The sequence below is a fragment of the Burkholderia cepacia complex sp. TUM26381 genome, assembly GCF_057439935.1.
Genome location: NZ_CM172007.1, coordinates 3192644 through 3207898, shown reverse-complemented (window position 1 = coordinate 3207898; position 15255 = coordinate 3192644). Strand labels below are relative to the sequence as shown.

14 protein-coding genes and 1 pseudogene are annotated in these 15255 nt (G+C 65.8%); 6 read left to right on the top strand and 9 right to left on the bottom strand.

The window, feature by feature from the left end; translation table 11 throughout:
- Positions 1-397: 397 nt before the first annotated feature.
- Together ACWMMN_RS31195 and ACWMMN_RS31190 are read right to left on the bottom strand one after the other, a co-directional pair.
- Complete coding sequence (locus ACWMMN_RS31195) at positions 398-703, bottom strand: hypothetical protein (RefSeq protein ID WP_486423616.1); 306 nt, start codon at positions 701-703, stop codon at positions 398-400.
- 69 nt (positions 704-772) lie between these two features.
- Entirely contained in the window at positions 773-1261 is a 489-nt protein-coding gene (locus ACWMMN_RS31190; RefSeq protein ID WP_059237927.1) for an Lrp/AsnC family transcriptional regulator, read from the bottom strand.
- Positions 1262-1390: 129 nt separating this feature from the next.
- Between ACWMMN_RS31190 and ACWMMN_RS31185 the strand changes: the two genes are divergently transcribed.
- Positions 1391-2428: a histone deacetylase family protein gene (locus ACWMMN_RS31185; protein WP_059237926.1), complete on the top strand. Its 1038-nt coding sequence runs from the start codon at positions 1391-1393 to the stop codon at positions 2426-2428.
- A gap of 69 nt (positions 2429-2497) precedes the next feature.
- Positions 2498-3640, top strand: a complete 1143-nt coding sequence (locus ACWMMN_RS31180; RefSeq protein WP_486423615.1) for a branched-chain amino acid ABC transporter substrate-binding protein — start codon at positions 2498-2500, stop codon at positions 3638-3640.
- A 42-nt stretch (positions 3641-3682) separates the two neighbouring features.
- On the opposite strand, the gene ACWMMN_RS31175 is transcribed toward ACWMMN_RS31180, so the two are convergent.
- Complete coding sequence (locus ACWMMN_RS31175) at positions 3683-3850, bottom strand: hypothetical protein (RefSeq protein ID WP_196486643.1); 168 nt, start codon at positions 3848-3850, stop codon at positions 3683-3685.
- A gap of 12 nt (positions 3851-3862) precedes the next feature.
- Positions 3863-4738 carry a mechanosensitive ion channel family protein gene (locus ACWMMN_RS31170; RefSeq protein ID WP_059237924.1) on the bottom strand — a complete coding sequence of 292 codons (876 nt, stop codon included), beginning with the start codon at positions 4736-4738 and terminating at the stop codon, positions 3863-3865.
- A gap of 450 nt (positions 4739-5188) precedes the next feature.
- Between ACWMMN_RS31170 and ACWMMN_RS31165 the strand changes: the two are divergent.
- From ACWMMN_RS31165 to ACWMMN_RS31155, 3 genes and pseudogenes are all read left to right on the top strand, one after another.
- Positions 5189-5623 (top strand): annotated as a pseudogene (locus tag ACWMMN_RS31165) (M23 family metallopeptidase); the annotation flags it as partial.
- 113 nt (positions 5624-5736) lie between these two features.
- Complete coding sequence (locus ACWMMN_RS31160; RefSeq protein WP_486423614.1) at positions 5737-5976, top strand: hypothetical protein; 240 nt, start codon at positions 5737-5739, stop codon at positions 5974-5976.
- Between the two features lie 145 nt (positions 5977-6121).
- Complete coding sequence (locus ACWMMN_RS31155) at positions 6122-9421, top strand: autotransporter family protein (RefSeq protein WP_486423613.1); 3300 nt, start codon at positions 6122-6124, stop codon at positions 9419-9421.
- Positions 9422-9491: 70 nt separating this feature from the next.
- Here the strand turns inward: ACWMMN_RS31155 and ACWMMN_RS31150 are convergent, their stop codons facing one another.
- Positions 9492-10331, bottom strand: a complete 840-nt coding sequence (locus tag ACWMMN_RS31150) for an AraC family transcriptional regulator (RefSeq protein ID WP_486423612.1) — start codon at positions 10329-10331, stop codon at positions 9492-9494.
- A gap of 164 nt (positions 10332-10495) precedes the next feature.
- Here ACWMMN_RS31150 and ACWMMN_RS31145 point away from each other — a divergent pair, with 164 nt between their 5' ends.
- Entirely contained in the window at positions 10496-11017 is a 522-nt protein-coding gene (locus ACWMMN_RS31145; protein ID WP_059237921.1) for an RrF2 family transcriptional regulator, read from the top strand.
- A 75-nt stretch (positions 11018-11092) separates the two neighbouring features.
- Here the strand turns inward: ACWMMN_RS31145 and ACWMMN_RS31140 are convergent, their stop codons facing one another.
- The 4 genes from ACWMMN_RS31140 to ACWMMN_RS31125 all read right to left on the bottom strand — a co-directional run bounded on the left by ACWMMN_RS31140 (position 11093) and on the right by ACWMMN_RS31125 (position 14583).
- Positions 11093-12298 (bottom strand): NAD(P)/FAD-dependent oxidoreductase, encoded by a 1206-nt coding sequence (locus ACWMMN_RS31140; RefSeq protein WP_342705602.1) that lies wholly within the window; start codon positions 12296-12298, stop codon positions 11093-11095.
- Between the two features lie 404 nt (positions 12299-12702).
- Positions 12703-13164, bottom strand: a complete 462-nt coding sequence (locus ACWMMN_RS31135) for a hypothetical protein (RefSeq protein WP_342705603.1) — start codon at positions 13162-13164, stop codon at positions 12703-12705.
- An 83-nt stretch (positions 13165-13247) separates the two neighbouring features.
- Positions 13248-14072, bottom strand: a complete 825-nt coding sequence (locus tag ACWMMN_RS31130; protein ID WP_256086921.1) for a fucose-binding lectin II — start codon at positions 14070-14072, stop codon at positions 13248-13250.
- 121 nt (positions 14073-14193) lie between these two features.
- Positions 14194-14583: a fucose-binding lectin II gene (locus tag ACWMMN_RS31125; protein WP_059237917.1), complete on the bottom strand. Its 390-nt coding sequence runs from the start codon at positions 14581-14583 to the stop codon at positions 14194-14196.
- Positions 14584-15255: the final 672 nt, after the last annotated feature.

Here is a 15255-nt window from a genome sequence, read left to right as displayed (position 1 = left end):
ACGCGAAGCCGTTCGGAAGGACACCTTCGGATCGGCTTCCCGCGGGCAGGCAACTGCCTGCGTCGCGAGGGTGCGCAACGCGCCCGGGCCCTCGTGGCAAGCCTGAGCGGACGGCGCTTCAGGCTGCATGGAAAGAGGCCGCGCGCGACGCGTTTTTGCGGGGGCGGGTGGCAAGGGGCGCGTAATATAACCGAACTCGGACAACGTGTCGCAGACGACGAATGTCCCTGTTTTTGTGGGGTTTTTTGTGTGTCCGGATTTCCGGAACGACGGTGCGCGAAGCGGGAAAACGGGCGGGGTCGGAGGGGTGAAATGCGCGGGATGGGCATGCCGTGCACCACGCCGATACTTCATCGGGTCGCGGCGTTGCACCGCGACCCGTCCACATCAGATCACGTCACTTCGCTCCGCCGTTCCGGCAGAACTGCTCGTAGACCTGCGCCGAATTCGCGAAACCATGCGCCTTCGCGAGTTCCCACGGACGCTCGCATTGTTGCGCGCGTTCGCACCACGCATAGCCGGCCGAGCCGATGCAGCCGTGTGCATCGCGATCGCCGCCGACCATCGGCGGGGCTGCTTGCGCGGCGGTATCGGCCGGCGCCGGCGCATTGGCCGGTGCGGACGATTGCGCCGCACAGGCGCTCAATGCGAATGCGCAGGCGATCGCGGCGGCAAACGACGCGGAGGGAAGGTAACGTTTCATCGGGTAGCGCTCCATGGGATGACGATCGACTGCGGATGCCCGTGCGCGGGCGCATAACAGCATGAACGGTCACGCATCCGGCACCGGCACGCGCGACGAGAACTTCACCTCGCGCAACGCGAGGCTCGACTGGATCGACGACACGCCGGCCTGCTTTCTCAGCACGCGCTCGACGAATTCCGCATACGCGTCGAGATCGGCCGCGACGACCTGCAGGATGTAGTCGGCCGCGCCCGTGATCTTGTGGCACGACGTGACCTCGTCGTGACGCCGCATCACCTCCTCGAAGTGATCCGAATCCTGATCCGAGTGCATGTTGAACGTGACCTGCACGAACGCGAACACGTTCATGCCGAGCGCGCGCCGGTCGAGGTTCGCCTGGTAACCGGTGATCACGTGCTCGTCCTCGAGCCGTTTGCGGCGGCGCCAGCAGGGCGTGACGCTGAGCGACAGCTTCTCGCCGAGCGTCGCGTTCGACAGTGCGCCATCTTCCTGCAGCAGGCGGAGCATCGCGCGGTCTACGCCGTCCAGTTCAACTGAAGCGCGATTTTTGCTCATATCCGGAGTTCCGTAGGCAGATTTCTCAAAATTGTACGAAACGAAGAGGCGAAAAGCAAAGCTATTGCCAGCTGGCGTCAATAGACTGTTGCCACCCCTTTCCCCTCGTCATCACGGCAACGGTCAACCATGCTCACGGTCTACAGCAGCGATCACCACCTGCATCGCGGCGTCGAATTGAAGGACGGCGCGATTACCGAGTCGTTCGAAAACCCCCTTCGTGCCGAAACGGTGCTGGCGCAGGTCCGCGCGGCCGGCCTCGGCGACGTGATCGCGCCGCGCGCGTTCGACCGTGCGAGCTATGCCGGCGCGCACAGCGCGCGCTACGTCGATTTCCTCGCCGGCGCATGGGACGAATGGACGGCGACCGGCCGCACCTGCCAGGCGCTGCCGCTCGTGTGGCCGGTGCGCGCGATGCCGGCGTCGACGACGCTGCCCGGCTTCATCGATGGCAAGCTCGGCTTCTTCGCGATGGACGCCGGCGCGCCGATCAACGCAGGCACGTGGGACGCGGTGAGCGCGAGCGCGAACTCGGCGCTCACGGGCGCCGACCTGCTGTCCGGCGGCGGCGCGCGCGCGGCGTTCGCGCTGTGCCGCCCGCCCGGCCACCATGCGGGCCGCGAGTACATGGGCGGCTATTGCTACCTGAACAATGCGGCGATCGCCGCGCAGCACGGCATTGCAAGCGGCGCGGCGCGCGTCGCGGTGCTCGACGTCGATTTCCACCACGGCAATGGCACGCAGGACATCTTCTACGAGCGTTCCGATGTTCTGTTCGCGTCGCTGCACGGCGAGCCGCCGGTGTCGTACCCGTACTTCTCCGGCTATGCGGACGAGCGCGGCGCAGGGGCCGGCGAAGGGTTCAACCTGAACCTGCCGCTGCCGAAGGGCACGCAGTGGGACACGTATTCGGCCGCGCTCGGCCAGGCCGCTGCCGCGATCGCGAAGCACACGCCCGATCTGCTCGTCGTGTCGCTCGGCGTCGACACGTTCGAGCACGACCCGATCAGCCATTTCAAGCTGCGTTCGCCCGACTACCTGCGGATCGGCGAAGCGCTCGCGCGCCTGAACCTGCCGACGCTGTTCGTGATGGAAGGCGGCTACATGGTCGACGAGATCGGCATCAACGCAGTGAACGTATTACTGGGATTCGAAGGGCGCGCGTGAGCGTGCGGCATGACTTCGACGAACGACGGATCTGAACACGAACGAAGCGCGACAAGGACGGAGACAACCATGAATCGACATCACAAGACGGCACTCGCCACCGCGGCCGCACTGACGTGCGCGCTGTCCGCAGGGGCCGCGCACGCGGACGACATCGTGCGCATCGGGCACGTCGCACCGCTGACCGGCGCGATCGCGCACCTCGGCAAGGACAGCGAGAACGGCGCGCGGCTCGCGGTCGAGGAAATCAACGCAAAGGGGCTCGTGATCGGCGGCAAGAAGGTCACGCTGCAACTTGACGCGCAGGACGACGCGGGCGATCCGCGCACCGCGACGCAGGTCGCGCAGCGGCTCGTCGACGACAAGGTCATCGGCGTCGTCGGCCATCACAACTCGGGCACGTCGATCCCCGCGTCGCGCGTGTATCGCGACGGCGGTGTCGTGCAGATCTCGCAGGCCGCGACCAACCCGACGTACACGCAGCAGGGCTTCAAGACGACGTATCGCGTCGTCGCGACCGATGCGCAGCAGGGGCCGGCGCTCGCGATGTATGCGGCGAAGAACATGGGCATCAAGACGGTTGCCGTGGTCGATGACTCGACCGCATACGGGCAGGGCCTGGCGACCGAGTTCGAGAAGGCTGCGAAGTCGGCCGGGATGAAGGTCGTGTCGCGCGACGCGACCAACGACAAGGCGATCGATTTCCGCGCGATCCTCACGAAGATCAAGGGCGAGAACCCGGACGCGATCATGTACGGCGGGATGGACGCGACGGGCGGGCCGCTCGCGAAGCAGGCGCGCCAGCTCGGCATGCGCGCGAAGATCCTCGCCGGCGACGGCGTGTGCTCGACCGACCTGCCGAAGCTCGCGGGCCCGGCGTCGGACAACGTCGTGTGCTCCGAGGCCGGCATCGCGCTCGAGAAGATGCCGGGCGGCGCGGCGTTCGCGAAGCGCTACGAAGCGCGCTACCACCAGCCGATGCAGGTGTATGCGCCGTTCTCGTACGACGCGGTGTACATCATCGTCGACGCGATGAAGCGCGCGAATTCGACGGATCCGGCGAAGGTGCTGGCCGCGATGCCGGCCACCGACTATCGCGGCGTGATCGGCGAAACGAGCTTCACGCCGCAGGGCGACCTGAAGCACGGCGCGATTTCGGTATTCACGTACAAGAGCGGCAAGAAGGCGCTGCTCGATATCGTCAAGATGTAACGCGGCACGCACCGCTGTCGCGGCCCACCGCAGGCGCAGACCTCAGGCCGCGACACCGGCGAACACGTTGTGGACGACCACTCCTGGCACGAGGCGGGGCTGCCGCAGCCAGTCGAACGCGTGCGCGACGATGCGCACCGTCGGCTGGCTGCCGTGCAGCGACCCGAGCGATTCACGGTCGATCCACGCGCAAAGCGCGATCCCGTTCATCGGGCGTCGCCGTTACAGCCGCTGCACCTGCGCGCGCGTGCCGGCCTGGCGCGTTTCCGCGTCGTGCACGATATGCAGCTCGCGCGTGCGGATCGGCAGCGCGCAATTCGCGTCGGCGAGGGTCTTGCGCACCTGGCGCGCGAGGCGCCAGCGCATCGCCCAGAACCTGTCGGTATGCGTCCACACGCGCAGGTTCGCGATGGCCGTGCTGTCGTCGAAGCGCATCACCATCACGTCCGGCGCGGGATCCTGCAGCACGTCGGGATCGGCCACCGCCAGCGCCCGCAGCGCGTCGAGCGCGCGATCGATATCGTCGTGCACCGACACTTCCACTTCGAGATCGAGACGGCGCGTCGGGTTGCGTGTGTAGTTGCGGATCGCGCTGCCCCACAGCGCGCTGTTCGGTACGTACTCGCAGATGCCGTCCGGCTTCGTCAGCCGCGTCATGAACAGCCCGACCTCGTCGACGGTGCCCGCGACGCCCGTGCCGCCGTCGATGTAGTCGCCCACCTTGAACGGCCGCAGCAGCAGGAGCATGATGCCGGCCGCGATGTTCTGCATCGTGCCCTGCAGCGCGAGCCCGATCGCAAGGCCGGCTGCGCCGAGCACCGCGATGAGGCTCGCGGTCTCGATGCCGAGCTGCGACAGCGCGCCGACGATCGCGACGATGCGGATGCCCCACACGGCGACGTCGCAGAGGATCGGCCGCAGCGTGTCGTCGACGCGCTCCTTGTTCGAGAGCAGCCGGCTCAGCCAGTTGCCGATGCGTTTCGACAGCCACCAGCCGGCGACGAGCAGCGCCAGTGCGGCGCTCAGCTTGATCGAGAGGGTGGAAAGCGCGTTCCACAGGAACGTCCAGCGTTCCGGATGAAGTTGATCGAGAAACATGACGGAATTCCGGGTTGAGGACAGATGATGCAGCGCGTCGCGCTGCCGGCAGCGTTCGACTGTACACGCGGCGCGGTGGTTCACGCGAATGCCTGGGGTCGGAGCGCGTGGATTTAATGCGGGTACTAAGGGCGTGTTATAAAAAATAGGATTCGTCCTATTCAGCCATGTTGAGCGGACCGATACACTCGCCTTCATGTTGCCGGATCGCGATGCTGGCTCCTCCGCGATACCCGGTCCTTTCCCGGTTTTTCATCGATAGACAGTGAGTGACGACGTCATGCGGTCAGACCTGCGTTTTCGTCTCGCACGCGAGCAAGGTCGACCCGCACAACACGGCGTTCGCTGTTTCCCGTTTCGCCATGCGCTGCTGCGCGCCGTCATTGCGGCGCGATCGCGCAAGCGTTTCACGACGCCGCGCCGTTCACGCCCGTGGTGGCGGGCATGGCACACCTTGTCGCACCGGCAGGTCGCGCGGTGCATGCGTCGGAGCGCGGCGTCGTGACGTTCATCGGCACCGAGCCGCGCGGTTATGGCACGTACGTGGTGATCCGCCACGACGGCGGCTATGCGTCGTACTACGCACACCTGTCGGCGTTCGAGCCGACGTTGCGAACCGGCAGGCGGGTCGTGCGCGGCCAGCGCGTCGGCGCGGTCGGCCGCACCGGGACGGCCACCGGCCCGCATCTGCACTTCGAGATACGCAGGCATGCCCGCCTCGTCGATCCGGTCGCGCGGATGCAGGCGGCCAAGTCGGCGAAGCTGAAGGGCGAGCAGCGTGTCACGTTCAACCGCGTGGCGCGGGATGCGCGCACGCAACTCGCTTCGGCCGCGTGGACGCAACCGGTTGCGAGGTCGGAGCCTTCCGCGTCGCACGCAGGCTGATCGTTTGCCGGACGCGAGCCTTCGCGGCCGGCATTGCGTCATCGGGTACACACGTTGGCTGTCGCAGCGTCGTCACGATTCGGAGCGCGCGTGCGTTTGAATGACAGGTCATCGTGCGAAGCAACATCACTGAATGGCGTGCGGCATGTGCGTCGCCAATCATTCGTCGCATTGCGTCAAATTTTCCGATTGCTTCGGAATGCGGCGCGATCTCCTTCAACGCGTCAAGCAAAGCCGGCAATTTCAACCGGCAATTCGTTTCATCCGGCTACGGCGCCCGCGACGCCTTCATATGCCGCACAGCGGCAATTCCGCTTTCCTTATTTCCCAATCCGAAATTAATCGCGGCGTGATTGCCGATATCACGTCACCGGATCTTGCGATTATTTCAAGACAGGTGATATAACCCGTTTCACGCACCGATTTGCAGCAATAACGTCACCAATAAAGGCGAACGGCAAAATGAAAAGAAAGGCGCGGAACCTGGGTTTGGGTGGGATGGCGATCCTGACCGGCGCGATGCCGGTGGGCGTACATGCGGCGTGCTCGGCCACCGCGCCGGGTAGCGGCACGACGGTCACGTGCACGGGTGCGAATGCGCCGTCGGTCGTGGCCGCGACCGGCAGCACCAACGTGACGATCAACCTCGATTCGACGGTGACGGGCAGCTATGTGCTGACGTCCACCCCGACGCCGTTTTCCGTCGACACCTCGAGCGCGATCGCCAACAACGGCAACCTGTCGATGTCCGGCAACGGCACGGGCGTCGCGAACCGCGGCGCGGTGCTGCTCGGTGTGAACAACGGCAACACGCTCACCAACGGTGCGACCGGCGTGATTTCGACGACGGGCGCCTACAACGACGCGATCGCCGCGAACGGCAACAACAACACGCTCGTCAACAACGGCTCGATCGCGACTACCGGCAACAATTCCTACGGGATGACGGCCGCGTGGGGGCAGAGCAACCCCGGCGCGTCGGGCAACCAGATCGTCAACACGGGCACCGTGACGACGTCCGGCAACAACGCGCGCGCCGCGTCGCTGCTCGGCGGCAACGGCACGATCACCAACAGCGGCACGCTGACGTCGAATGGCCGCGATGCGCCGGCCGTCTACATGCAGGGCAACAACGACACGCTGGTCAACAGCGGCACGATCCAGACGACCGGCACCGCGACGAGCGGCGGCAGCGTCGACGCGGTCGTGTCGAACACGCTCGGCAGCTCGTTTACCGCGACGATCACGAACCAGGCCGGCGGAAAGATCATCAGCAACAACGGCATCGGCGTGCGCTCGACCAATGGCGCGACCACGATCACCAACGCCGGGCTGATCCAGGGCGGCGGCGGCACCGCGATCCAGGGCGGCAACGGCAACGTGACGCTGATCCTGCAGACGGGCTCGCAGATCGTCGGCACCGCGAACGGCGGCGGCGGCGCCAACACGGTGACGCTGCAGGGCACGGGTACCGCGTCGAACGCGTTCACGAACTTCCAGAGCCTGACGATGGCCGGCACCGACTGGACGTGGGCCGGCACCGGCACGTTCTCGACCGCGCTCGTGCAGAGCGGCACGCTGAACCTCACCGGCACGCTCGGCACGACGACGGCGTCGGTCGTCGCGACCGTCAATGCAGGCGCTACGCTGCAGGCGAACGCGTCGAACCTGCCGCTGTCCGTCACCGACAACGGGCTCGTGCGTTTTCAGCAGGACAGCGCCGGTACGTACACGGGCACGATCAGTGGTTCGGGCGCGGTGGAGAAGACCGGTGCGGGCACGTTGACGGTCACGCCATCGTCGGCGGGCGGCAACACGTACTCGGGCGGCACGACGATCACGCAGGGCACGCTGTCGGTCGCCGCCGACAACGCGCTCGGTGCGGCGCCGGGAGGCCTGACATTCAACGGCGGCACGCTGCAGCTTGGTAGCGCGTTCAACCTGGCGTCGGGCCGTGCGGTGTCGATCACGTCGAACAACGGCACGATCGATACGCAAGGCTTCAACTCGACGCTGACACAGGGCATCACGGGCGCCGGCGCGCTGACGAAGCTCGGCAGCGGCACGCTGACGCTGAACGGATCGAACAGCTATTCGGGTGGCACGAACGTGAACGCCGGCACGCTGGTGGTCGGCGATGGATCGAGCGCCACGTCGGCCCTGGTCGGCGGCGGCCCCGTGGCGGTCGCGCCGGGCGCGACGCTCGGCGGGTATGGCAGCGTGACGGGCAACGTGACGAACAACGGCACGATCTCGGTGGCCAACGCACTCGCGAGCCTTTCCGGCGGCGCGACCGGCAATTTCCTGATCAAGGGCAATCTGACGAACGCGGGGCGCGTGCAACTCGGCGGCAGCGGCGTCGGCAATACGCTGACGGTGGCCGGCAACTACGTCGGCCAGAACGCGACGATCGCGTTGAACACGACGCTCGCGGGCGACGGTGCGCCGTCCGACAAGCTGGTCGTCAGCGGCGGCACGGCGAGCGGCAGCAGCGCGCTGAAGGTGACGAACGTCGGTGGCGCGGGTGCGCAGACGACCGGCGACGGCATCCAGGTCGTGCAGGCGACCAACGGCGCGACATCGAGCGCCGGCGCGTTCACGCTGTCGGGCGGCACGGTGAGCGCGGGCGCTTATTCGTACTTTCTCGCGAAAGGCGGCGCGGCGAACGGCACCGGCGACAGCTGGTACCTGCGCAACACGGTGCCGCCGAAACCGGAACCGCCGGTCGTCGAGCCGGGGCAGCCGACGCCGCCCACGCCCGAGCCGGTCACGCCCGCCGAAGGCACGCCGGAGTCGATCGTCGAAGCCGTCACGGATGCCGGCGCCGGCGGCAACCCGGAGCCGATCTATCGCCCCGAGGTGCCGCTGTACGCGGAAGCGCCGGCCGTCGCGCGCCAGCTCGGCCTGCTGCAGATCGATACGTTCCATGACCGGCAGGGCGAACAGGGCTTGCTGGCCGAGAACGGTTCGGTACCCGCGTCATGGGCACGCGTATGGGGCGGCAACAGCAACATCAAGCAGAAGGGCGATGTGACGCCGTCGTTCGACGGCACGGTGTGGGGGATGCAGGTCGGCCAGGATCTCTACGCCGATACGACTGCCAGCGGCCATCGCAACCACTACGGCTTCTTCCTCGGCTTCTCGCGCGCGGTCGGTGACGTGAACGGCTTCGCGCTCGCGCAGCAGGACATGGGCGTCGGCTCGCTGCAGGTCAACGCGTACAACCTCGGCGGCTACTGGACGCATATCGGCCCGGGCGGCTGGTACACGGATGCCGTGCTGATGGGCAGCGCGCTGACCGTACGCACGCATTCGAACGACAACGTAAGCGGTTCGACGAACGGCAACGCGTTCACGGGTTCGGTCGAAGCCGGGCTGCCTATCGCACTCGGTTACGGGCTGACGCTCGAGCCGCAGGCGCAGCTCGTGTGGCAGTGGCTGTCGCTCGATCGCTTCAACGACGGCGTGTCGAGCATCGGATGGAACAACGGCAATACGTTCCTCGGCCGGATCGGTGCGCGGCTGCAATACGCGTTCGATTCGAACGGCGTGAGCTGGAAGCCGTACCTGCGCGCGAACGTGCTGCGTTCGTTCGGCACCGACGACAAGACGACGTTCGGCGGTTCGACGACGATCGGCACGCAGGTCGGGCAGACGGCCGGCCAGATCGGCGCGGGGCTCGTCGCGCAGCTGACGAAGCGCGGCAGCGTGTATGCGACGGTCAGCTACCTGACGAACCTCGGCGGCGAGCACCAGCGCACGATCACCGGGAACGCGGGCGTGCGGTGGGCGTGGTGATTGAAAGGGCAGGGATGCGTTGATCGATCGGCCGCGGCGCATATCGTCGCGGCCGGTCCGCGCACGCCACTTACGCAGCGTGTTCGACCGGTAACCAGATTTCCAGCACGCCAGCGCCCGTCACCGGATCGTAGTCGCCGCTGTAGCGCTCGAACTCGGGTGCGTCGACCGCCTTGAATCCCGACGCCGGCAGCCAGCCGTTCCAGATGCTGTAGAAGGTCTGGTGCAACGTCGAGATATGCCCGGCGTGTTCGAACACCGCATACCGCTGCGGCGCCAGTTCGACCCAGCGAAACGGCGCGGGCAGCCGGTCGCGGCTCGTGACTTCCACGCCCGCGATGTATTCGAAGCTGCCATCCGCATCGGGGTTGCAGCACACGCCGTACGTCACGTCGCCGACCTGGCCCGGAAGGGTACCGATGTATGGGATGAACGCTTGCCACAGCGCCGGAATCCCTTCGTTGGTTTCGAACGTATAGCGGTCGCTCATGCCCGCGATCAATCGCTTGCCGGCGGTTTCGAAGCGTGATGGCGTCACGTCGATGATCTTCAGTTCTTTCATGCGAAGCGGCTCCACAAGAGACAACCCGTCGAGTGTGCGCCGTGCCCGCACGTCCTCGGGCGTCTTGCCGAAGAGATCGCGGAAGGCGCGCGTGAACGCCTCATGGGAGCCATAGCCGGCATCGAGCGCCACGTGCAGGATGTCCGGCGCGCCTTGCGCCAGTGCCCGCGCCGCACGCGTGAGCCGCCGCGACCGGACGTAGCGCATCACCGGCCAGCCGGTATTCATCGAGAACAGGCGCGAGAAGCCGAAGCGCGACATGTCGCAACCGGCGGAAATCCTGTCGAGCGTCAGTTCCCTGTCCAGTTCGGTTTCGATCAACCAGAGTGCTTTTCCTACCGGGTTCATGGCGGGCCAATGAGGGTGTCGGGCGAACTATATGGTATCGGCGTCTCGGGCATTTGATCGTTCTTGCACGCGCAAGCGGGTTTCGTCGCGAAAAAGGTGTCACAAGTGACTTTGTCGCCGACCTGCGCTACGCTCCCAACTCCGATACCCCGAGTCGTAATAGCATGTCGTTCATCAGCACCGGCGTCGAGTATGGCCTGCATTGCCTGCTCTACCTCGCCGACACTTCCACGGGCGTGCGCGATGCCAGCGTGCGCGATCTGGCCGAGATGCAGGGCGTGTCCGTCGACTACGCGGCCAAGTTGTTCACGCGTCTCGCGAAGGCCGGGATCGTCGCGTCCAGCGAAGGCATTCGCGGCGGCTTTACGCTGGCGAAGCCGGCGCGTGACATCTCCGTGCAGGATGTCGTCGCAGCGATCGACGGCGACAAGCGGCTGTTCGACTGCCGCGAAGTACGCAGCCAGTGCGCGGTGTTCGAGGGTGACGCACCCGCGTGGGCTACGCGCGGCACCTGTTCGATTCACGCTGTGATGCAGGCGGCCGAACAGGCGATGCGGGAAGAACTGAAGAAGCAGTCGCTCGCCGATCTTGCCGGGCGGGCATGGTCGAAAGCGCCGGCCAGTTACGGTCCGAAGGTGGTCGGCTGGTTTGCCGATCGCGCGGCGAACCGTGGCGGCGAGCGCTGATTCGTGTTTGCGTGAAACGACAATATGCGGGACGCTTTCACCGCGCCCCGCGCATCATCGGCGCACGTGCGCCGGTCAGGCCACGACGATCCGCAACGGATCCGCGGCCGTCAGCGCTTCCGCACGATCCGCACGCGGCGGATAGATCCACTCCGAATTGATCCGGTGCTTGAGTTGCTTCGCTTCAGCACCCGTCAGTTTCACCTCGCGCTCCCAGCCTTCCGTATAGACCGCGCCCCACGGGCCGAGGTCCAGGCACGTCACGTACTTCGGCTGGCTGTACGGAATCGGTTCGAGACCCAGCAGATCGGCCGCCACGTTGTGCCCGGCCGAACGGCCCAGGTTCATCGCGTGCTGGCACGACATCATCGTATGGTTGCCTTCGTCGTCGGTTGCCGCATAGGCGACGTCGCCCGTTGCATAGACGCCCGGCACGCCGTCGACCGCGAGGTTGCGGTCGACGTGCAGGCGGCCCGTCGCGTCGCGGCGGCCCGGAATCTGTTCGGTCAGCGTGCTCGCACGCAGGCCGGCGGTCCAGATCACGGTGTTCGACTCGATGCGCTCGCCGTCGGCCGTCGTGATGCCGCCTGCGTCGACTGACGCGACGCCGGAACCGAGCTGCCACGTCACGCCGAGCGTGCGCAGCGCTTCCTCGATGACGGGGCGCGGCCCCGCGCCCAGATCGGGGCCGATCGCGTCGTTGCGCTCGACGATCACGACGCGCACGTCGGCCTGCTCGCCCAGCACGGTGCGCAGGCGCGCCGGCATTTCCGCTGCCGTCTCGATGCCCGTGAATCCGCCGCCTGCCACTACGACCGTATTGCGTGCGGCGGAAGCCGGCTGCCGCGCCAGGTCGCGAATGTGCGCTTCGAGTTCGACGGCTTCGTCGGTCTGATCAACGCTGAACGCGTGCTCGACGAGGCCCGGAATTGCCGGGCGGAACAGGCGGCTGCCGGTTGCCAGCACAAGGCGGTCGTAGTCGAGCGTCGACGCTTGGCCGCCGGTGCCCAGCACCTCGACGGCCCGGCGCGCGGCGTCGATGCGCTCGACCGTGCCCTGGACGAACGTCACGCCGACCGCGTCGAAGATCTCGCCGAGCGGCGCGCGGAAATTCGCCGGGCCTTCTTCGTAAAGGCGCGGACGAACGTGCAGGTGCGCGTCGGGCGCCACCACGGTGATCTCCACGTCGGTTCGGCCGTGCAGGTCGAGCAGACGCGCCGCGCTCAATGCGCTCCACATGCCGGCAAAGCCGGCCCCGATAACAAGAATTCGTTGTGCCACTGTTCCACTCCGGTTGATTGATGCACGAGGTCGGTAGAACACCGACGTTGCCTCCCGCATGGATGCGCTCCATAACTACGATTCTATGAGTCGTAGTTATGGAGCGCAAGTCCTGTGTTCGGAATGACCCGGCGAAAAATCAGGGAGTGACCCGGTTGGAGGCTGTGTCGCGCACCCGGTTCGGAGCCGGTTTGCCGGCATGCTCGCGGGGCATTGCCGCGCGACTGGACCGTAATCGGGTTGGCCTGACGCCGATCCGTCGCCCGCACCGTAACGATGTCGCAGTCGTTGGACGGGCGACCGTTGCTGCGTCATGACGCGAAGCGATGCTGAAGCGCAGGGGAACGTGCCGGCGCCGGGATCCGGCGTCCGGCTTCATGGTTGCCGGCCTTCGCCGACGGCGCTCAACGTCCCGCCGCGAGCGCGATCGGCGAGCGTCTTCCGTTGGCGACGTGATGACGCAGGCGTTCCCGGGCGGCCAGATACAGGTGCCCGGTGATGGCGGACAGTTGCTGATCGTGGATCAGCAGGATGCGGCTGACCGCTTCCGGTTCGTGATCGACCAGCCGGCAGCAGGCGCCCTGGTCGACGCGTGCGACGCACGCGTGAAGCGCGCGCTCTGCGCACCGGTATGCCATGACGTTCGTGTCGATCGACGCCGTATCGCGCAGGTAAAACGTCAGGTAGACGATGCGGACCAGGTAGCCGACCTGATCGAGGTTGCCGCCGCCCGACGTCACCGACTCCAGCGCCAGATGATGGGCCAGCGACAGGGTTTGCACGATGTCGGTCGGCAGCGGTTTCAACAGGTGCCGGGTGTCGCTGCGACGACCGGCCCATTTCATGATTGCCTTGCCTGCTGGCATTGCTTCCTCGTCAAATCCATTGACTGGCAATCGCCGGGTGAATCGGCCCCCGGCGATTGCCTTCCCGTTGATGGTGCGGCCGGTTAACCCAGCGGCCAGTTCAGGAACACGATGCCGTCGTTGTAATCGTCGTCCGTACCGTCTTCCGACCCGACGATCCCGAAGTACGACTTCTTGAAGAGGTCGACCTGCCGCGAGCCCAGGCGCGACGGCTTGCCGTTGGCCATGACGATCACGCGCACGCGTCCCTTGCCGGAGTCGAGCACCTTCGTGCCGAGGTTCTGGTCCTGCACGCCCGCGCCCTTGAACGTGGCGGCGGGTTTCGGGTTGTCGTCGATGTAGATGTCGATCGTCTGGTCGTTCGCCGCGTTGGTGAGCGCGGTGACGCCGAACTTAATGTTCGGCGGCAGGTTGAACGTGCCGTCGCGTTCGCCGCCGGCGCCGACGTTGCCGGCACCGGTGTTGCCGCCCGCACCGGTTTCGCTGCTTCCGCCTCCCTGCGACGACGATTGCGCGGCTGTTTCGCCGATCGCGGAAAGGCTCGCGTACGAATCGATATGCATCGCGCTGCCGCGCACGCTTTTCCACTGGCCTTTCACGAACGTGACGCCGCTGCCGACGTCGATCGTCGCGACGAGCGTGAACGGCATGCGCCCGGTCGACTCGGGCACCTTCGATGAATACGTGAAGCAGCCGTCCGCGACGAGGCCTTTGTCGGTCGCAATCGCGAAATAGATGCCGGGGAAGTTGTTGCCGGTCGCGTACGGCGTCGGCACGTTGAGGATGACCTGCAGCTTTCCGTTGCGAATCTCTGCTTTGGCGATGTCGATATACAGGCCCGGGATGTCGACGTAGGTTTCTGACGTCACGACAGGCGCGCTGACGATCGAAGCCGAAAGAAGCGGCATGGAAGTCTCCGGTGATAACGCAGTTCTGGATGGGGGGCGTGAGGGTCCGCCGAACGCGACGCAAATCCGCCGGCCGGCAGGCTGCCGGCCGGCGGCGGTCGGTCGTTTGTTGCGCGTCAGGTCAGCCGATCGGCCACTGGAGCACGACGATGCCGTCGTTGTAGTCGCTGTCGTGGCCGTCTTCCGACACGACGATGCCGAAGTTGACCGTGTACGGCGAGCCGTCCGACTTCTTGCCGTTGATCGGCGCGAGGCGTGCGTCGGTGGCCGACGGCTTGCCGTTGACCGACACTTCGAAGCGGAGCTTGCCGTTACCGGAATTCAGCGTGACTTCACGCGTGCCGTCGCGCGTCGTCAGCTTGTGATAGGCCGCGGGTTCGGCGCTGTCGCCGATAAACAGCTTGATGTGCTGTTGCTCGGCCGCATTCGCGAAGAAAATCGCGCGGAAATCGGTATTGGGCGGAATCGAAAACTCGCCAGCGCGGTTGGAAGACGTTTGAGAGTCGGCCATGCGTTCCTCCTGAGGAGTGTTGGGTAGGGCGTGAGGCCCTGTCGCGCAAACGTTTGCCGTTTGAAATGCGACTTCCCGAGCATGCCGAAAAATAAATAAAAAAATATTCGAAATTGAATGATTATTGTTTAATGAATCGAAAATCACGTTTAATCGATTCAATGAAATGGATTGAATGAAATGAGTTTCGAGGTATTCGGGAAATGATGTCGATGCGCGTATCGTTTTATTGAACGCTGCGTGGCTGTGCCGGCGGGGAGGGGGCGGGCGCGATTGGGCTTCGGAGCCGACACTCGGCGTTCGCATATGGCAGCGTTGTCGTTTCAACATCGACGCCTCGGTCGTGGCCGCGCCACCGGCCACCGTCGAACGCCCACACCGAAACCCGGTTACAAGGGGAAGGGGCGGCGACCGGCGAAGAGGATGGACCGACTCACTCCGAACATGAATAGGACCTCACCGGCGCCGCACCCGTGAAGCATATCGACAGGGCAGGGCGCCGCCTATCGGACACGACTGATTCTGCGCACACAAAAAACGCGCGATTCCCGCGCACCCCGTTGACAGCCCCGGCCACCCTGTGATTTGATTCTGGCCATGCAAGCCGCCCAGTCCCTCTTCTCGCTACGACTACTAGCCCGTTTCTCCGGGCTGGGTCTGCGGCTGCGCGCT